22 protein-coding genes are annotated in these 22,701 nt (G+C 57.3%); 8 read left to right on the top strand and 14 right to left on the bottom strand.

Going from position 1 to position 22,701, the window contains the following annotated elements; genetic code table 11:
* Positions 1 to 69: 69 nt before the first annotated feature.
* From Q1B27_RS01225 to Q1B27_RS01185, 9 genes are all read right to left on the bottom strand, one after another.
* On the bottom strand, positions 70 to 522 hold the full coding sequence (locus Q1B27_RS01225; protein ID WP_299842410.1) for a cytochrome c-type biogenesis protein: 453 nt from the start codon (positions 520 to 522) through the stop codon (positions 70 to 72).
* Positions 519 to 2,486, bottom strand: a complete 1,968-nt coding sequence (locus tag Q1B27_RS01220) for a heme lyase CcmF/NrfE family subunit (RefSeq protein WP_299842407.1) — start codon at positions 2,484 to 2,486, stop codon at positions 519 to 521. The genes Q1B27_RS01225 and Q1B27_RS01220 overlap by 4 nt, the downstream gene beginning before the upstream one ends.
* An 81-nt stretch (positions 2,487 to 2,567) precedes the next feature.
* Entirely contained in the window at positions 2,568 to 3,143 is a 576-nt protein-coding gene (locus tag Q1B27_RS01215) for a holin family protein (protein WP_299842404.1), read from the bottom strand.
* Positions 3,134 to 3,745, bottom strand: coding sequence for a holin-associated N-acetylmuramidase (locus Q1B27_RS01210; RefSeq protein WP_299842401.1), 612 nt, complete (start codon positions 3,743 to 3,745; stop codon positions 3,134 to 3,136). Before Q1B27_RS01210 ends, Q1B27_RS01215 begins: the two co-directional genes overlap by 10 nt.
* Positions 3,746 to 3,811: 66 nt before the next feature.
* Entirely contained in the window at positions 3,812 to 4,258 is a 447-nt protein-coding gene (gene ccmE / locus Q1B27_RS01205) for a cytochrome c maturation protein CcmE (protein WP_299842398.1), read from the bottom strand.
* 12 nt (positions 4,259 to 4,270) lie between these two features.
* Entirely contained in the window at positions 4,271 to 5,299 is a 1,029-nt protein-coding gene (gene argC / locus Q1B27_RS01200; RefSeq protein ID WP_299842395.1) for an N-acetyl-gamma-glutamyl-phosphate reductase, read from the bottom strand.
* A gap of 60 nt (positions 5,300 to 5,359) precedes the next feature.
* Positions 5,360 to 6,172, bottom strand: a complete 813-nt coding sequence (locus Q1B27_RS01195; RefSeq protein WP_299842392.1) for a glutamate racemase — start codon at positions 6,170 to 6,172, stop codon at positions 5,360 to 5,362.
* A gap of 104 nt (positions 6,173 to 6,276) precedes the next feature.
* Entirely contained in the window at positions 6,277 to 6,414 is a 138-nt protein-coding gene (locus Q1B27_RS01190) for a hypothetical protein (protein ID WP_299842389.1), read from the bottom strand.
* A gap of 77 nt (positions 6,415 to 6,491) precedes the next feature.
* On the bottom strand, positions 6,492 to 9,911 hold the full coding sequence (locus Q1B27_RS01185) for an indolepyruvate ferredoxin oxidoreductase family protein (RefSeq protein ID WP_299842388.1): 3,420 nt from the start codon (positions 9,909 to 9,911) through the stop codon (positions 6,492 to 6,494).
* 158 nt (positions 9,912 to 10,069) lie between these two features.
* On the opposite strand from Q1B27_RS01185, the gene Q1B27_RS01180 reads away from it, so the two are divergent.
* The gene (locus Q1B27_RS01180; RefSeq protein ID WP_299842387.1) at positions 10,070 to 10,975 is read left to right on the top strand and encodes a LysR family transcriptional regulator; all 906 of its coding nucleotides are present in this window, start codon (positions 10,070 to 10,072) and stop codon (positions 10,973 to 10,975) included.
* 219 nt (positions 10,976 to 11,194) lie between these two features.
* The gene (locus Q1B27_RS01175) at positions 11,195 to 11,656 is read left to right on the top strand and encodes a GNAT family N-acetyltransferase (protein WP_299842386.1); all 462 of its coding nucleotides are present in this window, start codon (positions 11,195 to 11,197) and stop codon (positions 11,654 to 11,656) included.
* On the opposite strand, the gene Q1B27_RS01170 is transcribed toward Q1B27_RS01175, so the two are convergent.
* Together Q1B27_RS01170 and Q1B27_RS01165 are read right to left on the bottom strand one after the other, a co-directional pair.
* Complete coding sequence (locus tag Q1B27_RS01170) at positions 11,649 to 12,785, bottom strand: Xaa-Pro peptidase family protein (protein ID WP_299842385.1); 1,137 nt, start codon at positions 12,783 to 12,785, stop codon at positions 11,649 to 11,651. The two genes, Q1B27_RS01175 and Q1B27_RS01170, sit on opposite strands and share 8 nt — an antisense overlap.
* A gap of 2 nt (positions 12,786 to 12,787) precedes the next feature.
* Positions 12,788 to 13,813 carry a pyridoxal-phosphate dependent enzyme gene (locus tag Q1B27_RS01165; protein WP_299842384.1) on the bottom strand — a complete coding sequence of 342 codons (1,026 nt, stop codon included), beginning with the start codon at positions 13,811 to 13,813 and terminating at the stop codon, positions 12,788 to 12,790.
* 134 nt (positions 13,814 to 13,947) lie between these two features.
* Between Q1B27_RS01165 and purL the strand changes: the two genes are divergently transcribed.
* From purL to grxD, 4 genes are all read left to right on the top strand, one after another.
* On the top strand, positions 13,948 to 16,113 hold the full coding sequence (gene purL, locus Q1B27_RS01160) for a phosphoribosylformylglycinamidine synthase subunit PurL (RefSeq protein WP_299842383.1): 2,166 nt from the start codon (positions 13,948 to 13,950) through the stop codon (positions 16,111 to 16,113).
* An 83-nt stretch (positions 16,114 to 16,196) separates the two neighbouring features.
* Positions 16,197 to 16,730: a hypothetical protein gene (locus Q1B27_RS01155; RefSeq protein ID WP_299842382.1), complete on the top strand. Its 534-nt coding sequence runs from the start codon at positions 16,197 to 16,199 to the stop codon at positions 16,728 to 16,730.
* A 79-nt stretch (positions 16,731 to 16,809) separates the two neighbouring features.
* Positions 16,810 to 17,046 (top strand): BolA/IbaG family iron-sulfur metabolism protein, encoded by a 237-nt coding sequence (locus tag Q1B27_RS01150; protein WP_299842381.1) that lies wholly within the window; start codon positions 16,810 to 16,812, stop codon positions 17,044 to 17,046.
* Between the two features lie 43 nt (positions 17,047 to 17,089).
* Positions 17,090 to 17,452, top strand: a complete 363-nt coding sequence (grxD, locus tag Q1B27_RS01145) for a Grx4 family monothiol glutaredoxin (RefSeq protein ID WP_299842380.1) — start codon at positions 17,090 to 17,092, stop codon at positions 17,450 to 17,452.
* A gap of 116 nt (positions 17,453 to 17,568) precedes the next feature.
* On the opposite strand, the gene Q1B27_RS01140 is transcribed toward grxD, so the two are convergent.
* Complete coding sequence (locus Q1B27_RS01140; RefSeq protein WP_299842379.1) at positions 17,569 to 18,597, bottom strand: permease; 1,029 nt, start codon at positions 18,595 to 18,597, stop codon at positions 17,569 to 17,571.
* Between the two features lie 93 nt (positions 18,598 to 18,690).
* On the opposite strand from Q1B27_RS01140, the gene Q1B27_RS01135 reads away from it, so the two are divergent.
* Positions 18,691 to 19,578, top strand: a complete 888-nt coding sequence (locus Q1B27_RS01135; protein ID WP_299842378.1) for a LysR substrate-binding domain-containing protein — start codon at positions 18,691 to 18,693, stop codon at positions 19,576 to 19,578.
* Positions 19,579 to 19,581: 3 nt separating this feature from the next.
* Here Q1B27_RS01135 and Q1B27_RS01130 read toward each other — a convergent pair whose 3' ends face one another.
* Positions 19,582 to 19,977, bottom strand: a complete 396-nt coding sequence (locus Q1B27_RS01130) for a cell division protein ZapA (protein ID WP_299842377.1) — start codon at positions 19,975 to 19,977, stop codon at positions 19,582 to 19,584.
* A complete protein-coding gene (locus Q1B27_RS01125) occupies positions 19,977 to 20,480 on the bottom strand; it encodes a hypothetical protein (RefSeq protein ID WP_299842376.1) in 504 nt (167 codons plus the stop codon). The genes Q1B27_RS01130 and Q1B27_RS01125 overlap by 1 nt, the downstream gene beginning before the upstream one ends.
* Before the next feature lie 191 nt (positions 20,481 to 20,671).
* Here Q1B27_RS01125 and tkt point away from each other — a divergent pair, with 191 nt between their 5' ends.
* Complete coding sequence (gene tkt, locus Q1B27_RS01120; protein WP_299844816.1) at positions 20,672 to 22,687, top strand: transketolase; 2,016 nt, start codon at positions 20,672 to 20,674, stop codon at positions 22,685 to 22,687.
* The last annotated feature ends 14 nt before the right edge of the window (positions 22,688 to 22,701 follow it).

Below are 22,701 nucleotides of genomic sequence, written 5' to 3'. Positions count from 1 at the left end.
ACCCCTTGTTTGTGGTCTCTGCGCATAATCAAACCCTATTGGCAGCGGATGCGAAAGGGAAACGGCGCGTCAATCGTCCATGATTTGCTTCAGCCGCGCCTCTTCGGCCTCACTCAGCACCCATTCGGTTGCCGGTTTGGTGGTTGCGCGGCGCCTGATGTAAACAGCGGCCAGCCCACCGCCCAGCATCAGCATGATGGGTCCTGCCAGCCACAGAAAAAGGGTGGAGCCCGTGGCCTGAGGCGTCATGAGGACATATTCACCGTAGCGGGCGACAAAGAAATCTAGAACTTCCTGATCCGACGCGCCGTCCAAGATCAACTCTCTGACGATAACACGTGCGTCCGACGCCCAGTCCGCATTGGATGAAGCTATTACCTCGGACCGGCACTTCACGCATCGGATTTTTTCATCCAACACTTGCGCCCGCGCTTCGAGTCGCGGATCCGCAAGCATCTCATCGGGTTCCACCGCAAGAACCGGCATTGCAGTAAGACACAGGCAAAGGATCAGCCATCTCATTCCGCAGGCACTCCGGTTGCCGGAGCTTTGCGGGCACCTGCCGCTACCCGGTAACGACGGTCAGTCAACGACAATGCGCCACCAAGGGCCATCAGGATCGCCCCACCCCAAATCCAATTCGCAAGGGGTTTGTAGTAACTGCGTACGGCCCAGCCTCCGCCATCCTGTGGGTCACCAATAGCAACATAGACGTCCCGCAAAATGCCGTTGTCCAGCGCGGCCTCGGTCGTAGGCATACCTGCCACCGGATAAATCCGCTTTTCAGGGTGCATTGTGCTTATGAACTCGCCCGCGCGCGACAAAGTCACATCTCCGGTTGTGGACAGAAAATTGGGGCCCTGGACGTCGCGAACACCATCCAGCGTAATTGTGTAACCAGCCAACTCGGCGCTCTCACCGAGCTGCAGAACGCGGATATCCTCGGCCTCCCAGGCCATCATCGCCGCAACACCAGCGATCGTTATTCCAAAACCGCCATGGGCTACGGCCTTGCCCCAATCAGCGCGCGGCAGGCGTGTCAACCGTGCAAACCTGTCATTTCCACGCCCTGTCCGCCCCCACAGATCGACTGCCGACCCTGCGACCAACCAGGCCGCAAGGAACAATCCAACAGGTCCAAGTGCAGAGCGTCCGCTTTGCATCGCCCATGCCAAACAACCGATCGCGACGGCCAGAATGAAAGCCCAACGTAGTGACTTTATAACTCGTCCCAGCCTTGCGCGTTTCCAAGGCAGCATTGCCCCAACAGGCAGGACCAACCCGAGCGCCACCATGAAAGGCGTGAAAGCCAGATTAAAGAACGGTGGCCCGACAGACAGCTTGCGGTCGAAAAAGAGTTCAGCGACCAGCGGCCAGATTGTGCCGACAAACACCACGAAGGCTGCGACGCAAAGGAGGATGTTATTGATCACCAGAAACGACTCGCGACTGACCAAACCAAACACGCCCTTCGCTTGCATTACGCCGGACCGCGCCGCAAATAGCGTCAGCCCGCCCAGCATGAACATGGCAAGAATGCCAAGCAAGAATACGCCGCGTTCCGGGTCGCTGGCGAAGGCATGAACGGATGTTATGACGCCGGACCGTGTGATGAACGCGCCTACCATCGAAAAACCAAACGCAATAATGGCCAGCAAAATTGTCCAGCTTTTAAGCGACTCGCGCTTTTCGACCACAACAGAAGAATGCAAAAGGGCGGCAGCAATTAGCCAAGGCATGAAACTGGCGTTCTCAACAGGGTCCCAAAACCAGAAGCCACCCCAACCCAGTTCATAATAGGCCCACCAACTGCCCAACCCGATACCAATCGTCAGGAAAATCCATGCCGCCAGCGTATATGGCCGCACCCAACGACCCCAAGCTGCATCCACCCGGCCTTCGATCAGGGCCGCAACCGCAAAGGAAAACGTCATGGATAAGCCAACATAACCAAGGTATAGAAACGGCGGGTGAAAGGCCAATCCCGGATCTTGCAACAGCGGGTTCAAATCCTGCCCGTCAAATGGCGGCACCGGCATGCGCAGGAACGGGTTTGAGGTAAAAAGGATGAAGGCAAAGAAGGCCGCGCCGATCATAGCCTGAACCGACAACACCCGCGCGCGCAATCCCGGAGGCAAATTGCCGCCAAACCACGCTACCATCGCCCCGAAAAGTGTGACAATCAGCACCCAGAGAAGCATCGATCCCTCGTGATTGCCCCAAACACCCGTAATTTTATACAAAAGCGGTTTGGCCGTATGGCTGTTCAAGGTCACCAGCCGCAGCGAGAAATCCGAATACAGAAAAGCGTAAGTTAGTGCCGCAAAGGAGGTAGCTGTCAGGATGAATTGCAGTGTCGCTGCGGGCTCGGCCACGGCCATCCATCCCGGCAATCGCCGGTGCGCACCGACCAATGGTACAACCGCCTGAAAGCAGGCGATGAAGAATGCCAGGACGAGGGAAAAGTGGCCAAGTTCGGTGATCATTCCCGTAGTATAGATCGCCGCGACCCGGGGGCCAATGTGAAAACCCGATTCCGAGTGATCACATTGTCGCGGGGCCAGAGGTCAGCCGCGGGCGTGCCGCCAATCAAAAAGTGCTGCGTTTTCTCCCGGCGCTACGCTTGCCAGCGTCAAAGCTGCATCCGGGCCAGTATCAGCCGCACCGGGGCTATCTGCACGCAATTTCCGCAGTTTTTCGATGTTATCTACAACCTTTGGCAAGCGGGACATCGTAGCCGCAAGTGAATGCTGAAATTCCTGCCCTTTCAATTGATGGCGCGCCCCGAAATAAAAGGAAACGATGGCCCCCAACAACCACCAAAGCGGTTCGGGCACAAGCGCAATACCTTGCATTCTTTCAGCAAACCAAATCGGATTGGTCATTGCAGACACAAACATTCCCATCGTCCCTAACGCCATTGCGGGACGTGGCAAGCGATTTACACCATCCATCAACCGGTCGAACCAACCACGCTGGCGTGGCGCAAATTCGCCGGCAAACTGCACCATAGTCTGTGAACGCAAATCTGCTTCTCGCACTGCGCCGGCCTCGGCATTTTCTCGGAAAACTTCGGCAGTCTCAGCCACAACATTTCGACCGCCGCCAAAAACCATATTCAGCAATTGACCAATCAACCCCATGATGCTGTCCTTTTCTGAAACTGCGTCTGTGACAGATGATAGCGGGGCGAGATGAACTCCTCGGCGCGCCGGATCCAACCACCTTTGCCACCAACCCTTGTGCGAGCGTATTTACGCGATGCAGCACGTCTGTCCGCAAGACGGAAATAGTAATTGCGGCGGGCGATCCCGTAGGCGTCGACCAGATGATCCGGCGCTGCGTTGAAAGCCGCCTTGGTTGCGGCGACCGTGTGCGGACCGATGGCGCCATCAACGTCCAATTGCTGTCCCATCTGGCGCAGCAAGCGTTGGAGTATTTTCACAGCGTTTGTGCCAGCATTGACATACATGTCGAAAACGCTTGCCTGCAACGGCTTTGGTAGACGCGCAATGCCCGGGCGATTAAAATAATGGTCGATAAATATCTCTTCGGCCTGCGCTCGGCTCAGGCGCTTCACATCCGCCACACCCACCGTACCATCACCGTTCAGGTCCAGACCAAGGCGGCGCATCGTATGAATCGTAACGCCGTATTTGGTTGCCCCTCCGGGATCGTCGGGATCATTCACGAAACCGCCCTCCCGAGCGACGATTGATTTTGCTATATCTGAAACACTCTGCATGCCTGTTGCGCCTTTTTCCTTGAGGAAATTGACGCAGAGACTGATCAAGTGGGGTTAATGCGGCGCTTAACTACCGTCCGGCGGCTGGTAGGTGCCCTGTTCCTTCAGAGCGTCGATCACTTCTTTAGGCATGTAATCTTCGTCGTGCTTGGCCAGAATTTCCGTAGCTTTGAAAACGCCGTCTTCCAGCGTACCCGTGCCGACCATTCCCTGATTTTCCTCAAAAAGATCAGGCAGAATGCCGGTATAGGTCACGGGCACAACTGCGCCACCGTCGGTCACATTAAACCGAACGGTCTTCCCCTCGCCTCGTACAAGACTGCCCTCTTCCACCAGCCCGCCGATACGGAAAACTTCGGAGGAGGTGGGCGGTTCAGCTGCAATTTGGCTGGGGGATCGGAAAAAGTTAATGCCATCGCGCATCGCATAACCGATCAGCGCGGTCGAGACGACCAATGCGACGGCCGCAATGGCAATGATCTGAATCCGACGTTTTTTCTTAAGCGACTTCATCGCTGCCAATCCCTACGGAAAAACCGGAGCCAGCATCAGGCCCGTTTCCTCTTTTTCACCTAACATCAGATTAGCATTCTGCAAGGCCTGACCGCTTGATCCTTTGGTCAGGTTGTCAAGTGCGGCAATCACGATCGCACGACCTTCGATCCGGTCACCTGACACACCGATATGGCAAAAATTGCTGCCACGGACATGCCGGGTACTCGGATGTTGTCCAAAGGGAAGCACCTGAATAAATGATTCATCCGAATAGGCATGGCTCAGCGATTGATACACTTCTTCAGGTGACCCCTTAACATAAATAGTGGCGACTATACCTCTGTTTGCAGGCAATAAATGTGGTGTGAACTGCACTTTCACCGGGCGACCAGCGATAGCCCTGAATTCCTGATCAAACTCTGCCAAATGCCGATGTGTACCGCCCACAGCATAGGCATGTGCGCCTTCGGATAACTCCGCATGAAGCAGGTTTTCCTTAAGCGACCGCCCAGCCCCGCTGACGCCGGTCTTGAGGTCGATGATGATTTCATCCAGATCAATCACACCATCCGCGATCAATGGCCGCAGGGCGTATTGGCCGGTGGCAGCGTTGCACCCGGTGCCTGCTACCAACCGAGCCGCGCGAATGTCATCCCGATAAAATTCGGTCAATCCATATACTGCCTCGGCCTGGCATTCCAATGCATCATGTTGCCCGCCATACCATTGCGCATAGACCTCGGGATCGCGCAGCCTGAAATCGGCGCTGAGGTCAACGATCTTCAGGGATTTCGGCAATGCCTTGATCACCGCCTGCGAAGTTGCATGCGGCAAGGCACAAAAGCACAAGTCGATTCCGGCAAAGTCAATCTGGTCGATCGTCACCAGATCCGGCAGGTCAAGATGACGAAGATGTGGGAAAACATCAGCCATCGACTGACCCGCTTTGGAATTAGCAGCTAGTGCCGTAATTTCCATCGTCGGATGGGTTGCGATCAACCGTACAAGTTCTGCGCCGGTATAGCCCGAGGCGCCCAGAATGGCGATTTTATGGGTCATGTCAGACCTCTTTCTTACATATCTTGGTAGCGTTTAGAAAATAATCAGCGCGGCGGCAATCTATGCCGCCTGAAACTCGATTTTTCGTCGCAAAAACTGAGTGGCACGATCAGAGACGCGCTTGGCATCTCCGGTGGTCAGAAAAAGCGATTCGTCACCCTTTCCCTGCATCCCGGGATGCCGTTCCAAATAGTCGGCGAGGCTGTCCGCGACCAGATCGGCCTGCGAGAACACTTTTACATCCGGGCCAAGCGCCGCCTGAAAGGCACTTTCCATCAAGGGATAATGAGTACACCCTAACACTGCCGCCTGCGGATCGGGCATTTTGCGTTTCAGCGCATCGACATGGCTGCGCACCAATGCCTCGGCCAGGATCAGATCGCCTTCTTCGATGGCATCAACGACACCCCCACAGGCCTGTGCCTCGATGTCCACACCGATAGCCCGAAACGCCAATTCCCGTTGAAAAGCGCGGCTCGACACCGTGGCAGGCGTCGCAAATAGCGCCACATGCTTGACGGCAACTTCGCGCGGTGGGGAATTGTCACCCCATTGCCTTTCGGTCAGCGCCTCAATCAAAGGCACAAAAACACCCAACACACGCTTCCCTTGAGGCACACCGGCCTCTTGCATCCGCCGTAGGGCAGCCGCAGACGCGGTGTTGCATGCCAGGATCACAAGATCACAGCCACTGTCCCAAAGCCGCGTCACCGCTGATTTTGTCAAATCATAAACGTTTTCCGCATCCCGCACGCCATAGGGCGCATGAGCGTTATCCCCGAAATAGACAAAGGGTACGTTCGGCAAGCGCTTTGAGACCGCATCCAGCACGGTCAACCCGCCAAGGCCGCTGTCAAAAACCCCTACTGCCATCCGTCAAACCGCCCGTTATTCAAAATCGAATCCGACAAGGTTGGGGTCAATTGTCCCCGCGGATAGCTCATACGTCTTGTAGCGTAGAAATTCCATCCATGATTTCATGTCCCATAGACGCGTTTGATCAATTCGACGCGACCAGCCAGCTTTTCAGTCGCCCGGATCACCACCCGACCGCTTTGCGCGGAGGCCGGGATAGAATAGCTGATATCGCGCAAGACATGGCTGATCCGCCGCATCAACTTGTCCTCAAACCGGACTGATGACACCATTTACGTCGGTTGTAGGCGCGCACAGATTGACACAGGTTTTGATTTTATTCAGCGGCTTTGGAAACTGCCTCACCTCCGGCTCGGATAACCGCCAGTAATTCTTCGCGCCGCTTCGCCGCTTTTGCCTCATTTGCCTGTTTAACCGGGCCAAAGCCACGAATCTGAAGCGGCAGCAATGCCAACGCAAGCAAAGCATCGCGCGTCTGCACCGTGAGCATCGGCAAGACCTCTTTCATATCGCGTTCATACTGTTTGATCAGGGCACGTTCCATCCTGCGCTCAGCCGAATACCCAAAGATATCAAGTGGTGTGCCGCGCAAACGTTTGAGTTTTGCCAAAAATTTCAACGGCTTTGCCACCCAAGGGCCGAATGTTCGCTTTGCGGGTCGGCCATCAGGTCCCTTCCGCGACAGCATCGGCGGCGCTAGGTGAAAGCTCATTTTAAAATCACCCTCAAACTCAGCAGCCGCTTTTTCCTGACTGGATAACAATAGGCGCGCCACCTCGTATTCATCCTTGTAGGACAGCAACTTGTGATAACCTTGCGCAACAGCCGATTTCAGCCCCGAATTGTCAATCTGATCCACCAGTTTGCGATAGCGTTTGGCCAATCCCTTGCCTTGGTAGGCCACCAGATGATCCGCCCGGAACGCAATCTTTTCTTCCGTTGATTTCGGCAATTCAATCACCTTCGGTTGGCTCGCACGCGCAGCGTCTTCGGGATGCTCAGCAGCCCACCGGCCGATTTCGAACGCGCGCAGGTTTTTGGCAACGGCAGCTCCATTCAACTCGATCGCTGCTGCGATCGCCTTGTGGGTCAACGGGATAAGTCCGCGCTGCCATGCCGCGCCGAAGATCATCATATTAGAAAAGATGGAATCACCCATTGATGCCCGTGCCAACTCGGTCGCGTCGAACAGTTGGACCCGATCTTTCAGACGGGCTTGCAGCGCCAGTTCAAGACGGTCAATTGGCAATTTGAATTCAGTATCGCGGGTAAAGTCTCCGGTGATGATCTCGTGGCTGTTGACGACAGCCCCTGTTCGGCCAAGATTTGTCAATCCGAGGGTTTTTGCACCGGCGCTGACCACCAGATCACCGCCAATCAGCGCGTCGCATTCACCGGTCGCCACACGGATCGCATTGATATCTTCGGGGCTGTTAGCGAGGCGACAGTGGATATGAACGGCGCCGCCCTTCTGGGCAAGTCCGGCCATTTCCATCATGCCTGCACCTTTGCCATCAAGTTGAGCCGCCTGCGCCAGAACAGCACCGATTGTCACCACACCCGTCCCACCGACGCCAGTGATGACGACGTTATGGGTACCATCAATCTCGGGTAATTTTGGCTGCGGCAGATCGGGTATTTCGATCTCGGCCGTTTGCTCTTTTCGAATTTTCGCACCTTCGAGAGTAACGAACGAGGGGCAAAATCCTTTGAGGCAGCTAAAATCCTTGTTGCAGCTTGACTGGTCGATCGCCCGCTTGCGCCCCAGTTCAGTCTCAACCGGCACAATCGACACACAGTTCGATTGGGCACCGCAATCTCCGCACCCCTCACAGATATCCGTATTGATGAATACGCGTTTATCCGGATCCGGGAACAGACCGCGCTTGCGGCGGCGTCGCTTCTCCGCCGCGCAGGTCTGGATATAAACGATGGCCGAGACCCCTTCTTTCTCGGACATGCTGTTCTGGACGTTCATCAATTCGGAACGCTCTTTTATTTCAATGCCATGCGGGAAGGATTTAAAGTCAATTTCTTCTTTTTCATCATAGACAACAGCCAGGTTCGAAACCCCCATCGCCTTCAACTCAGCGACAATACGCGGGGCGTCCAAGCCGCCCTCATTCGGCTGACCTCCTGTCATCGCGACCGCGTCGTTGTACAGAATCTTGTAGGTGATATTTGTCCCAGCGGCCAAAGCCGCGCGAATGGCCTGTACGCCAGAGTGATTATACGTGCCGTCACCCAGATTCTGGAAAACGTGATTGCGGGTCGAAAATGGTGCTTCACCGATCCAGTTCGCACCTTCCCCGCCCATATGCGTAAACCCGGTGGTTTCGCGGTCCATCCATTGCACCATGTAATGACAGCCGATCCCGGCATAGGCACGGGCACCATCTGGCAGCTTGGTCGAAGAATTATGCGGGCAGCCCGAGCAGAAGTAAGGCAGGCGCGAGGCAATTTCATCGGCATTGTCATTCCGTCTTGCATCGGCCAGCAATTCCAGCCCCGCCTTGACGCGTTCCGTTCCGCGGCCTTCTTCTATAAGGATTTCACCCAGCTTTTCGGCGATCATGATCGGATCAAGAGCACCACGGGTCGGAAACAGCTCTTCGCGGTGCATGCCACCAGCGCCACCCTTGTACCAACCGTAGACACGACGCCCCTGCCGGTCATCGAAAATGGCTTCCTTGACCTGAACTTCGATCAGTTTTCGTTTTTCCTCTACGATAACAATCAGATCCAGACCTTCCGCCCATTCATGGAATCCTTTCATGTCCAGTGGGAAAGTCTGGCCGATTTTGTACGTCGTGATCCCCAGACGCTCTGCCTCATCGGCGTCGATTCCCAAAAGGTCCAGCGCATGCACCAGATCAAGCCAGTTTTTCCCGGCCGCGACGAAGCCGATTTTGGCCCCGGGCTTGCCGAACATGCGCTTGTCCATATTGTTGGCTCGGCTGAACTCTTCGGCGGCGAAGCGTTTAAAGTCGATCATTCGTGCTTCTTGCAGGTGCGGTGTATCGCCCAGCCGTATGTTCAAACCACCATCGGGCATCTGGAACTCGGGCGTCACCAGCTTCATCCGGTCTACACGACCATCCACAACCGACGTGGCTTCGACAGTGTCTTTCATGGTCTTCAGCCCCACCCAAAGGCCAGAAAACCGGCTGAGCGCATAACCGTAGATGCCGTAATCGATGATCTCCTGTACGCCAGCCGGGCTAACCACGGGCATGTAGGCGTCCACCAAAGCCCATTCGGATTGATGCAGTACGGTTGACGATTCTCCCGTATGGTCGTCGCCCATCGCCATCAGCACACCACCATGCGTGCTGGTCCCAGCCATGTTGGCATGGCGCATCACATCCCCTGTCCGGTCCACCCCAGGCCCTTTGCCGTACCAGAGACCAAACACACCGTCGTATTTGCCTTCCCCACGCAATTCAGCTTGCTGGCTTCCCCACAGCGCCGTCGCTGCCAGATCCTCGTTCAAACCTTCGTTGAACATGACATTTGATTTGCCCAGCAGATTTGCTGCACGGGTCATCTGCAAATCGACCGCGCCCAAAGGAGAGCCCCGATATCCGGTCACATATCCTGCGGTGTTCAACCCCGCCGCCTTGTCGCGAGCGGCTTGCGTCAGCATTAAACGCACCAGCGCTTGTGTTCCGTTCAGCAATATCGGCGATTTCTCCAGATCGAACCGATCGTTCAGTGATATCTCTTGCTTGCCCATTGCGGCCTCCCCACGGCGTGGATTGCTGGATTCAATATAGCCTGATAATAGGTCAAAAATCCTGACCTACCAAGCAGATTTATGGCGATGGGCGGTGTATCTCTTGAAGTTTTTTGCTATTGCGTGAGCGGTGGAAGTTTGAATCGAAAGTTGCGGGTATGGATTGGGACAAGCTCAGAATATTTCACGCGGTGGCGGATGCTGGCAGCCTGACACATGCAGGTGACCAGTTGCATTTGTCGCAATCCGCCGTCTCACGGCAGATCAGAGCGCTTGAAGAATCACTGAATGCCACGTTGTTTCACCGCCACGCACGCGGGCTGATTCTGACTGAACAGGGTGAATTACTGTTCGACGCCACCCGCGCAATGATGAAACGCCTTGATGCCGCCACAGCCCGCATTCGCGACAGCGAAGAAGAAGTGTTTGGCGAGCTTCGCGTGACAACAACAATCGGTTTTGGAACACTTTGGCTGGCCCCGCGCCTGCCCAAACTTTACGAAAACTATCCCGACCTGAAAATTGACCTCATGCTCGAAGAAAAAGTGCTCGACCTGCCCATGCGCGAGGCCGACGTGGCCATCCGCATGAAAGAGCCCAGCCAGGCAGACCTGATCCGCAAACGGCTGATGAGCGTGCACATGAAGCTTTATGCCGCAAAAAGCTATCTTGAAACGCACCCGATGCCACAAAGCCCGACTGACCTGCACGACCATCGCCTGATTTGTCAAAACCCCCGATCGGCACAAGTTGGCGCCGGTGCAGTGCTGGTAAATGAACTGATGACCCACGATATTCCGTCATTGTTGACGGTCAACAACTACTATGGCGTGTTGCAAAGCGTGCTGAATAATCTCGGAATCGGGGTCTTGCCGGACTACCTGATCAATGACTTCCCACAGCTTGTCCCCGTTCTACCCGAGGTAGAATCGGTCGAAGTCCCCGTATTTTTAGCCTACCCCGAGGAATTACGGCATTCCAAGCGCATTGCCGCCTTCCGCGACTTTGTTCAGGAAGAAATCATCATCTACAGGAAAAACCTTAAAAAACAAGATGTTGCGTAGATTTTAGTGTCGATATGCACAAATTGCATACCGGCAATGCTGCGGGTGCGGCATTATTGTTCTTGAACGACTCACTTTCGATGCCTAATTCAACTCCTGACGGTGATAGCCGAGAGGCGGTTCACCATCATACCTCCCTGTTGGACTAAGGCCGAGCTTAATGCTCGGCCCTTTTTTTGCTGCATTGCGAATGGCCAGCACCGGGCTTAAATCGGTCTCATGACTGATTTCGAAATCCGCGCGCCTCGCCCCTTAGAGCTTGATGCACTTTCGGCGCTCAACATGCGGTCCAAAGCCCATTGGGGATATGACAGCGAATTTATAGCGGCCTGCAAAGATGAGTTGACGGTCACGCCCCAGGATGTCATCTCTACCCGGTTGGCCGCGATCAAACTGGACGGTCAACTGGTCGGTATGGCGCAGGTTGCCCGCGAAGGCGACGATGCCAACCTGCTCAAACTTTTTGTCGACCCACCCTTCATCGGCACGGGCGCAGGCCGATGCCTTTTTGATTGGTGTGTATTATCGGCGCGCAGCATGTCCGCGACGCGCCTTCTGATCGAAGCGGATCCGCAAGCGGCGTCCTTCTACCAACATATGGGTGCCCGTTTAATCGGCACAGCACCCTCAGGCTCACTGCCCGGACGCACATTGCCGTTATTGGAGTTTGCCCTCAGATAACCGGCAGTTCAGCCGTGGCCAAGGGGGACAGCAGTCTTGGACCAGACGCCTCGATCACGATATTCTCTTCGTGAACCATCATGGTTTCTGCTCCGGTCCCTACCCCAGGCTCAAGCGTGATCACCATACCCGCTTGCAGGATCGTATGATCTTTCGATGTAAGCGACAGGCCTTCCGTCAGCTGCATACCCAGCCCGTGCCCCATACGACCGACGCCTTCACCCCCGCCGACAATATCCGCCATCGCCTTCCAGACATCACTGGCACGCGCGCCGACGCGGGCTGCTTCCAGCCCCGCATGCGTTGCTTCGATCAGACGCGCATGGCCCTTCTTCGCGGCATCACTTGCCTGACTGATCGCGAAATTTCTATCGTAGTCGCAGAAATAGCCATCCAACACCGCGCCGGTATCCAACATCATCACATCACCAGTCCGCAAAGGCGCATGGCTGGCAGGAGAGATAACATCGCCATACCCGTCCTGATCCGCGCCGCCCGAGAGGTAAGGCACCCAATCGGCCCCCTCTTCAAGCAACAGGCGCTGAAAGTCTCGGAAAACCTGCGTCAACGGCACGCCCTCGCGTGCAATCTCGCCTACCCGGCCAAAGGCCCGTCCTGCTATTGCGCAGATCGCAGAGATCTTTTCGATTTCGGCGGCGGATTTGACCATGCGCAGCGTAGCAACGATGCCACGGTCATCGGTGAACTCCATCCCGGCGGCGGCCTTGACCCTTTCGAAATCGGTCAGCGGCATCCGCAAATGGCTTTCCGCCCCCGAAGGCAGGCCGACCTTGCCTTCTGCAGCCAGCTCGCGCAGCGCCGCAGCAAGCAGTGTTACCCCATCGTCAGCAGGCTCGGGCGCAGACCAGGTTCGGATATCATCAACCCAGGTTTTTCCCATCAAAGCCGCACCAATTGATGGAATGACCGCCACCGGCTTCCCGCTGGCAGGAACGATCAGAAACCAAGGCCGACTGGGGCTTTCCCAAAAGCGAGTCAAATAGCCGGTAAAATAGCGAATTTCCGGCTCTGTCGTCAGCAGGATCGCGGCCAGTCCGGCCTCGCCCATGCGTGCCTGCGCTGCGGTTGTGCGTGTTTGAAATTCGGATTCAGGAAAACCTTGGCTCATGTTCAAGCTCCCTCGCTGATAATACACAGAACGCGGTCGTCCGCGTCCAACTTCAATGCCATTGCCGCCGCCAGCCCCGCACCGCCCGACGTGCTGGTTGACGTGCCCTGCCCGTCCAATATGGGCAGCACGGCAAATCCTTCTTCTTCAGTGATCGTGACAAAGGCATCCGCATCAAGTGCCAAACCCTTCAACGCGATCAGCGACGGCTCTTTACAATCCAATCGCCCCATGTCCGAAACCGGCCCTTCGGAATTCACGCATTTCCCATCGCGGATGCTGACCTGCAATGCCGGTGCAAATTCAGGCTCAACCACGAAAATCTGTGGCGCATCCCCCCACGCTTTGCGGAAATAAGCGGCGCAAGCGCCAGCCAAGCCACCGACACCCGCTTGCAGAAAAATATGCGTCGGTGTCTGGGGCATCTGCTCTACCGCCTCGGCTGCCATTACCAGATACCCTTCCATCAGACGGTGCGGAATGTCGAAATACCCCGGCCATGACGTATCCGACAGCAAGGTCCAGCCGTTGTCATCAGCGGCCTGCATCGCCGCGGTCATGCTGCCTTCGTAATCCGAGCCTGCCCGCACCACGTCGGCCCCCAGATCACGCAACCGTTCCGCAAACCCTTCGGGCACATGCTCGGACAGGTAAATTACCGCCTTTGCACCAAATACCTTGGCACCAGCCGCGATAGACAGGCCATGATTGCCCGCGCTGGAACTGACGAATGTCTCACCTTGCAACGCATTTGAAAGATCATCTCTGCCGTTGGCCGCAGCCTCATGCGCAATCACATAGGCAGCCCCCAGTGCCTTGAAACTGCCAAGACCCATGCGCTGGCGTTCATCCTTAGCCCAAACCTGCGCACCTAGGCCCTCGATACGGATCAAGGGCGTTGCCCCCGCTGCCGGACATTGTTTCAGCAAAGCGGCTGGTGCCGCCGCGTCAACACTGGGCACGGGCGCCCCACTCAGCACTTCGTCCGACAGCCCTTTACCCCGCCATGGGTTCACCAGATTTTCCATGATCTCTCCCTAATGCGCGGTCACACAATCCGATATGCCCGTTTTGGTCAAGCATACATGCGCGAAGGTCTTTCCCCCCGGCCCGCGATACCCTAAAGAAGCGCCAACCGGACATTTTGGGGGATTCCATTCACATGCAGGACCCGGCAATCACGTCTGAGCTGATCGCAGCTCATGGCCTCAAGCCCGACGAATACGAGCGCATCCTTGAAATCATCGGTCGCGAGCCGAGCTTTACTGAGCTTGGTATCTTCTCGGCCATGTGGAACGAACATTGTTCCTACAAATCCTCCAAGAAATGGTTGCGTACGCTGCCCACCGAAGGCCCGCAAGTGATCTGTGGCCCCGGTGAAAACGCCGGTATCGTCGACATTGGTGACGGCCAATGCGTTGTTTTCAAAATGGAAAGCCACAACCACCCGTCCTATATCGAACCCTATCAGGGTGCCGCGACCGGTGTAGGTGGCATCCTGCGCGACGTTTTCACAATGGGTGCACGTCCCATCGCCGCGATGAACTCCCTGTCTTTCGGTGAACCCTCGCATCCCAAAACCCGCCAGCTGGTACATGGCGTCGTCGCGGGCGTCGGCGGCTATGGCAATTGCTTCGGCGTGCCCACCGCAGGCGGCGAGGTTCGGTTCGACCCTGCCTATAACGGCAACTGCCTGGTAAACGCCTTTGCCGCCGGCCTGGCCGAAACCGACAGCATCTTCTATTCGGCCGCATCCGGCGTCGGCATGCCTGTCGTCTATCTGGGTGCCAAGACCGGGCGAGACGGCGTCGGTGGCGCCACCATGGCCAGCGCCGAGTTCGACGACAGTATCGAGGAAAAACGCCCCACCGTTCAGGTCGGCGATCCGTTCACCGAAAAGCGCCTGATGGAAGCCACGCTTGAGCTGATGGCCACCGGCGCGGTGATCTCCATCCAGGACATGGGCGCGGCGGGTCTGACCTGCTCAGCCGTGGAAATGGGCGACAAGGGCGGTCTGGGTGTTAAGCTGAAGCTCGAAGATGTGCCTCAGCGCGAAGAGGACATGACAGCTTATGAAATGATGCTCTCGGAATCCCAGGAACGCATGCTGATGGTCCTCAAGCCCGAGCTTGAGGCCGAAGCACGGGCCGTGTTCGAAAAATGGGATCTGGACTTCGCCATTGTCGGCGAAACCATCGCCGAAGACCGTTTCCTGATCCTGCACCATAACGAGGTCAAGGCTGACCTGCCGCTTTCGAAACTCTCTTCGACGGCACCGGAATATGACCGCCCCTGGGTCGAAACCCCTGCGGCGGCCCCTCTGGATGCCGGCAGTGTTGCTCATATCGATCCGATCGACGGGCTCAAGGCACTGATCGGTTCGCCCAACTATTGCTCGCGCGAATGGGTGTTCGAACAATATGACACGATGGTCATGGCCGATACCGCGCGGACACCGGGCCTTGGCGCCGGACTTGTGCGCGTGCATGGCAGCGACAAGCTGCTGGCCTTCACATCGGATGTCACGCCCCGCTACGTCAAGGCCAACCCGGTCGAGGGTGGTAAACAGGCCGTGGCCGAGGCTTATCGCAATCTTACCGCCGTTGGTGCCGTGCCACTGGCGACCACAGACAACATGAATTTCGGCAACCCCGAAAAGCCCGAGATCATGGGCCAGTTCGTCGGTGCCATCAACGGTATCGGTCAGGCGGTCGCCGCGCTCGACATGCCCATCGTTTCGGGCAATGTCTCGCTCTATAATGAAACCGATGGCGCTGCCATTCTGCCCACCCCCACGATCGGTGCGGTCGGCCTGATCCGCGATCCTGATTGCGCAATCACCGGCAAGGTGCGCGACGGCCATGTGGCCCTGGTCATTGGCGAAACCCATGGCCATCTGGGCCAATCCGCCCTTCTGGCCGAAGTATTTCACCGAGTAGAGGGCGATGCGCCCCCGGTCGATCTGGCGACCGAGAAACGTAATGGCGATTTCATTCGTGCCAACCATACCCTGATCAAGGCCTGCACCGACCTTTCCGATGGCGGACTGGCCGTGGCCGCGTTCGAGATGGCCGAAGCTGCGGGTGTGGGGGTGCAGCTTGACAGCGACGACACCGCCATCCTCTTTGGCGAGGATCAGGGTCGCTATCTGGTCGCCTGCAATTTCGATCAGGCCGAAGCACTGATGGTCGCCGCCGGGAACGCCGGTGTCACGATTCAGACCGTGGGTCGTTTCACTGGCGATGCGGTTAAAATTGGCAATAGCGCGGCCCCGCTAACCGCGCTCTCGCAGATTTACCGCAGCACATTTGGCGCGACCTTCGACTGAACATTTGTTCACATTCATATCAGGCGCATGGCAAGGCATCCGCCTGCGTGTCAGGATCAGGGCAAATCTGAAAGGACTGCCCCATGATCCGCATTGCCATTGCTGCCCTGATTATCTTCCTGCCCCCTGCCCTTAGCGCGCAGGAGGGCGATCCAGTTTCCGAACCGCCGATGACCCTGGAAACGCTGGGGCAAATCATCAGCACGCTTGACCCCGAAGCTCAGACAAACGGTGCCGCATGGCAATTCGAGGTGGCAGGCACGATGGTATTCGTTGTCACCGATGCCAAAGCCGATCGCATGCGCGCAATGGTTCCGATCCGTAAAAGCGATGAGATTTCGACCGAAGATCTCACTCGTATGATGCAAGCCAATTTTGACAGTGCTTTGGACGCTCGTTACGCCATTGCACAGGGCACGTTATGGGCCACTTTTATCCACCCGCTCTCACCGCTGGAGAAAAAGGAGTTCATCTCGAGTCTGGGCCAAACGGTCAATCTCGCTCAGTCCTACGGGACGCTCTATTCAGGTGGCGCCTTGCAATTCGAAGGGGGGGACAGTGCGCCGATCCAACGGCGGCTGATCGACGAATTGCTGAAAAAGGGCGAAGAAATCTGACGCATTTCAGCCCCTCAGCCACCTTGCGCTTCTCCCCCTTGCGTTCTACATCCTAAGGGAAGAACCAAGGAGAGCTAAGATGGCCATTCTCGCCACAGATATCGAAGCGCTGATCCGCGAAAGCTTCCCCAATGCCCAGATCACGGTGCAAGGGGATGACGGTGCGCATTTTGCCGCCGAAGTGATCGACGAGAGCTTTCGTGGCCAAAACCGCGTGCAGCAGCAACGCGCGGTAATGGCGGCCCTCAAAGGTAAAATGGACGGCCCGCAAGGCGAAATTCACGCATTGGCGCTGACCACCAAAGCCCCGGATTGAGACGCGTCGCCCAAGGCGCGACTGACACAGCAAGGAAGTCAACATGACCGACGCAAAAACCCAGATCGAAGAAACCGTCAAAGCCAATGACGTTGTGCTTTACATGAAAGGCACCAAGGAAATGCCACAATGCGGTTTTTCCAGCCGCGTGGCCGGCGTGCTGAATTTCATGGGGGTCGAATTTTCCGATATCAACGTTTTGGCCGATGATGCGGTCCGCCAGGGGATCAAGGATTATTCCGACTGGCCAACAATTCCTCAGCTTTATGTTAAAGGTGAGTTTGTGGGCGGCTGCGACATCATCACCGAGATGACGCTATCGGGTGAACTGGACACGCTTTTTGAACAAAATGGTGTGGTCTACGATAAGGAAGCCGCTGACAAGATCCGAGAAGCGAACGCCTGAACCAGAACCGTTGCTTAGTCGAATGCGCTACCGCACACGCAGGATCTCTAATCGTCCAGCTCCGCCATCCTCCTCGGGCCGGACACCTGAACGTTTGGGCGAAAAGTGATCGCGCATCAAAACGACATGGCGGCTTCGAATCCGTATCCCGCCAGCAACGAACCTGTGACCGCCAGCAGCAGATAAAGCAGGAAAGGGCGCAATTTCAGCACCGGGAAAATCGCCATCGCGCCCCAGATGCTGACCACCCCGCCCGACACCAGAAATGCCATCGCGGCACCTTGTGACATGCCGTGGTCAATCAGGGCACGGGTCAGCGGCAAGGCGGCGTAACCATCAACATAGGCAGGCGCACCGACAAAAACCGCTAGGGGAATTGCCCATGCTGTTCCCTGCCCCACGTAAGCACTCAGCGCCTCGGGCTGAAGTAAAGCATTCAGTACATGTTCGGCCGCAAATGCGGGGATAAGACAGATCAGGATCAGCCTGGTGGTCGCCCACAGCTGACGCGCAAACACACGCCGCCGGTCTGCATCGGCCCAGACGGCCATTAAAAATGGCATGTCACCACCGCAGCGTGCGGCCACGATGCGCCCAACCATTGCATTATTTCGCAGCGGATCGTGGGCCCACCCCGCCCGCGACACGGTCAAGGTACCGGCACCACCCAACAAACCAAGCATAAAGGCAGCAACCGTCTTGCCCACAGCAAAGGCAACACCAAGTGTCGCCGCCGTGGTGGCCAGCATCGCCGGGTCGGTTACCGGCGACGACAACCAGAAAGCCATCACCGGCGCCAAGGGCACGCCTCCTGCCAGCAAGCCCGCCATGAGCGGGAGCACGGTCACGCCACACACGGGTGTCACCGCACCGATCGCCGCCGCCGCAAGGATCGACCACCCCATCCGCCCTTCGAAAACGCGAGCGATCCGGCTGTCCGCACCGCTGGCAATGATCCACGCCGCCAACAGGATGCCCGGTATGACGAATGGCGCAATTACCACGAGGCTCCATGCAACGAAGAGAGCCGTTTGCGCAAAATCCCCGGGCCAGATCAGCGCCGCAGCGATCAGGAAAAGCACGGCTGCAACCATCCAGAACGGCATTCGGCCAAGTCCCACGCGTGATTCAATCTGTTCGGCCATAGGTTCAATCCTCTGATTTCTCATTTGCCAATATGCGTGGCATCAAGTTAAAAGAAAAACGAATATATATTTTATCTGATATGAGCATATCGAATGAATACGCTTGATAGTGATCTTCTGCGCACCTTCATTGCTGTCGCCGACACTGGCAGTTTCACGCTTGGGGCGGCCCGTATCCTGCGCACACAATCGGCGGCCAGCCTGCAGATCAAAAAGCTGGAAGAGACGTTGGGTCAGCCGCTGTTCAGGCGCCACGGGCGCGGCGTATCGCTGACGCCTGTCGGTGAAGAACTGCTGCCCATCGCCAGGCAGGTGACCGCAACGCTAGACACTACATTGCGCCATCTGACGGCGGACCAATTGGCCGGGCGTTTGCGAATAGGCCTCCCGGACGATCACAGCCAGGACACTCTGGCCCAGATCATCGCGGAGTTTGCCCAATCGCATCCTTCCGTCGAACTTGAGGTAATCTGCGACCTGAGCGCGCGGTTCCCCGGCCTTCTGGCGAACGGAGCCCTCGATCTTGCGGTCTATGAGGTTGAAACACCCGATGATCCGGACACGGTCCTGTGGCGGGATCAGACCCAATGGCTGATGTCGCGCCATCACGACCTGTTATCGCGCGAGGTTCTGCCCGTGGCTCTTTTTGATCGCGATTGCTGGTGGCGCGATGCAGCGCTTGGGGCCTTAAAGGCCATGCAACGCCCCTATCGCGTGATCTATTCCAGTCAAAGCGTCCAAGGTATTACCGCTGCCGTCGATGCGGGCGTTGCCGTAGCACTTCTGGGCAGTGGTGCGATCAATGAAAAGATGACGGCACTCGGACCACAACAGGGGTTCCCCGAGATGCCGATTTCAAACCTCATCCTAGAAACCGCCGGGCCTGAGTCACCAGCACGCCGCAGCATCGCGGCCGCTATCCAACACGCATTCGCTCGGCGTACGGACAAGTTCCGCCCGGCCAGTTCCAGTGCTGTTTAAGGCTTAGCCCGCGCGTTTGCCGTCCACCGTTTCAGCCAGCGCTTCGGCTCTTGCCGCGATTTCGGCCAGCGTATCCGTCACATGGCCCGGCACCACCGGCACCTCGATCCGCTCGGCATCGGGCGGGGGCGCAGATCGCAATCGCTCCAGCTCGGCTTCTTTCTCGGCCATTCGGTCTTCAACTTCACGCAGCTTATCCTGCACGCCTGCGGTTTTATCCGCCAGCATCAGCCCGGCCATCAGCAACATTCGCGCTTCGGGGATACGCCCGATCTGCGACGCCAGGACCGCTGCTTCTTCATCCAGCATCTTGGCGGCGGATTGCAGATAATGCTCCTCACCCTCCTGACAGGCTACCTCGAACGACCTTCCGCCGATTTCAATCGTCACCTCTGGCATTACGCATCCTCCGCCTGGCTGGGCTCGACCGTCGCCGCGCCTGAAATCAACCGTCCCAGATCCGCCATCACCACATCTGCCTCGGCCCGGTCTGCCGCGCGCGCCGCACGCAGGCCCTCCAACTCGGCCAACATGGATTTATTGATCAGATGAGGCTCGGCCACGCCCGCCTCATTGGCTTCCCGCAGCGCCTTGTTGTTGTCACGCAATTGCTGATTGGCCTTGCGCAGGGATTGCAACTCGGTGTCCAGCTTGCGCAGCGCATCGGCCTGCTCGGCACGCGCAGCATCCTCTGCCTCGGCACGCTCTCGCTGCTTCTGGCTCACCGCTTTCAACCGTTCTTCCAACTGCGCACTGACCAGCTTCTCGTCTTCCAGCTCTTTTTTCAACGCGTCAATCTCACCGGCATCAGCACCGCCCCCGGGCGCCACCTCGTCCAGGCCCTGCCCGATCCTGTCCAGCGCAGCGGTGATCCGCCTTTGCAGTTCTTCTATCTGGCTCATTGCCTCAAACCCCCTCAATCATCATTCCCACCCGTCCGGCGAATCGGACCAACGGTGACCTGATCCTAAACCTACTCAAAACCCAGGTAAAATGCGCCCCCCTAACGCTCGCAACTTCTGGCCGGGTTGATCTTTGAGGCTGGGCTGATATGCAGCCTTATCTGTTGCCACTGCCAAAGGAAAAACTCCCCGTGGACATCGCCGCCCTGCGCAAAGCCAACCCCGATCACTGGTCCAAAGCGACCGCCATCCGCGCGCTGACCCTTGATGCGGTTCATGCCGCCAATTCCGGTCACTCTGGCATGCCGATGGGCATGGCCGATGTCGCCACGGTCCTCTATGAAAAGCACCTTAAATTCGACGCCGCCGCACCCGAATGGCCTGACCGCGACCGGTTCATCCTGTCCGCTGGCCACGGCTCGATGCTGATCTATTCGCTGCTTTACCTCACCGATTACAAGGGCATGGATCTGGCGCAGATCAAGAATTTCCGTCAATGGGGTGCGCTGACCGCCGGTCACCCGGAAAACTTCCTGCATGCGGGCATTGAAACCACCACCGGTCCGCTGGGCCAGGGGATCTCAAATGCCGTGGGCTTTGCCATGGCCGAGGAAATCCTGCGCGCCCGCTATGGCCGCAAGTTGGTAGATCACTATACCTATGTCATCGCCGGTGACGGCTGCCTGATGGAAGGCGTCAGCCACGAGGCGATCGGCCTTGCCGGTCGGCATTCGCTGGGCAAGCTGATCGTCTTCTGGGACAACAATGACATCACCATCGACGGCAAGGTCTCACTGTCGGACAAGACCGATCAGGTAAAACGCTTCCGCGCCGCCGGGTGGCAGGTGATCGAAATTGATGGCCATAACCCCGATGAGATTGACGAAGCGATTACGGCTGCGAAGAAAACCAAGAAGCCGACGATGATCGCCTGCAAGACCCACATCGCGCTTGGTCACGCGGCGCAGGATACGTCCAAAGGTCACGGCGCACTGACGGATGAGGCGCAGATGGCCGCCGCCAAATCCGCCTATGGCTGGACAACCGGCCCGTTTGAGGTGCCTGCCGATGTCAAATCCGCGTGGGAAGCAATCGGCCAGCGCGGCGCGGCGGATCATGCCGAATGGCGGGCGCGTCTAGGCGAGGTATCCGAGCGGCGTCAGGCGGAATTCAAACGCGTCTTTGACGGTGATGTTCCCGCCAAGCTTTCCGCCCGCATCAAGGCGCTGAAAAAGCAGATTTCCGAGGAAAAACCAAAAGCGGCGACCCGTAAATCGTCTGAAATGGTGCTTGAGGTGATCAACCCGATCATGCCCGAAACCGTTGGCGGTTCGGCCGACCTGACCGGCTCGAACAATACCAAGACCGGTGATCTGGGCGTTTTCGACATCGATAATCGTAAAGGGCGCTATGTCTATTGGGGCATTCGCGAACATGGCATGGCTGCCGCGATGAACGGCATGGCGCTGCATGGCGGCATCCGTCCCTATGGCGGCACCTTCATGTGTTTCACCGATTATGCACGCCCCGCCATGCGTCTGGCCGCGCTGATGAAAGTGCCCACCGTCTTTGTCATGACCCATGACAGTATCGGTCTGGGCGAGGACGGCCCGACCCATCAGCCGGTCGAGCATCTGGCAATCAGCCGCGCCACCCCCAACACGCGGGTCTTCCGCCCCTGTGACACGGTCGAAACAGCCGAGGCCTGGGAACTGGCGCTCAGCTCAAAATCGACACCTTCGGTGCTGTCGCTGACCCGTCAGGGTTTGCCCACCCTTCGGCATGAGCATAAGAACAAGAACCTGACCGCGCAGGGCGCCTATGTTCTGGCCGATGCCGATGGCAAGCGTCAGGCCATCCTTATCGCCACCGGTTCCGAGGTCGAAATCGCCATGAAGGCGCGCGACATGTTGCAGGCCCAAGGCATCGGCACGCGTGTCGTTTCGATGCCCTGCATGGAGCTTTTTGCCGACCAGGACGAAGCCTATCGCAAACGCATCCTGCCCGGCGGTCCAGTGCGCGTCGGTGTCGAGGCGGCTGTTCAGCAAGGCTGGGACCGCTGGTTGCTTGGCGAACGGGGCCGCGAAGCCAAAGCCGGTTTCGTAGGCATGTGGAGCTTTGGCGCATCGGCCCCTGCCGGCACACTCTACGAGAAATTCGGCATCACCGCCGAGGCCGTCGCAGAAAGGGTCAAATCCCTGATCTGATCGAGAACAAAAAT

The sequence above is a fragment of the uncultured Roseovarius sp. genome, from assembly GCF_947489715.1.
GTDB lineage: Bacteria > Pseudomonadota > Alphaproteobacteria > Rhodobacterales > Rhodobacteraceae > Roseovarius.
This window is presented reverse-complemented; position numbering and strand designations above follow the sequence as displayed.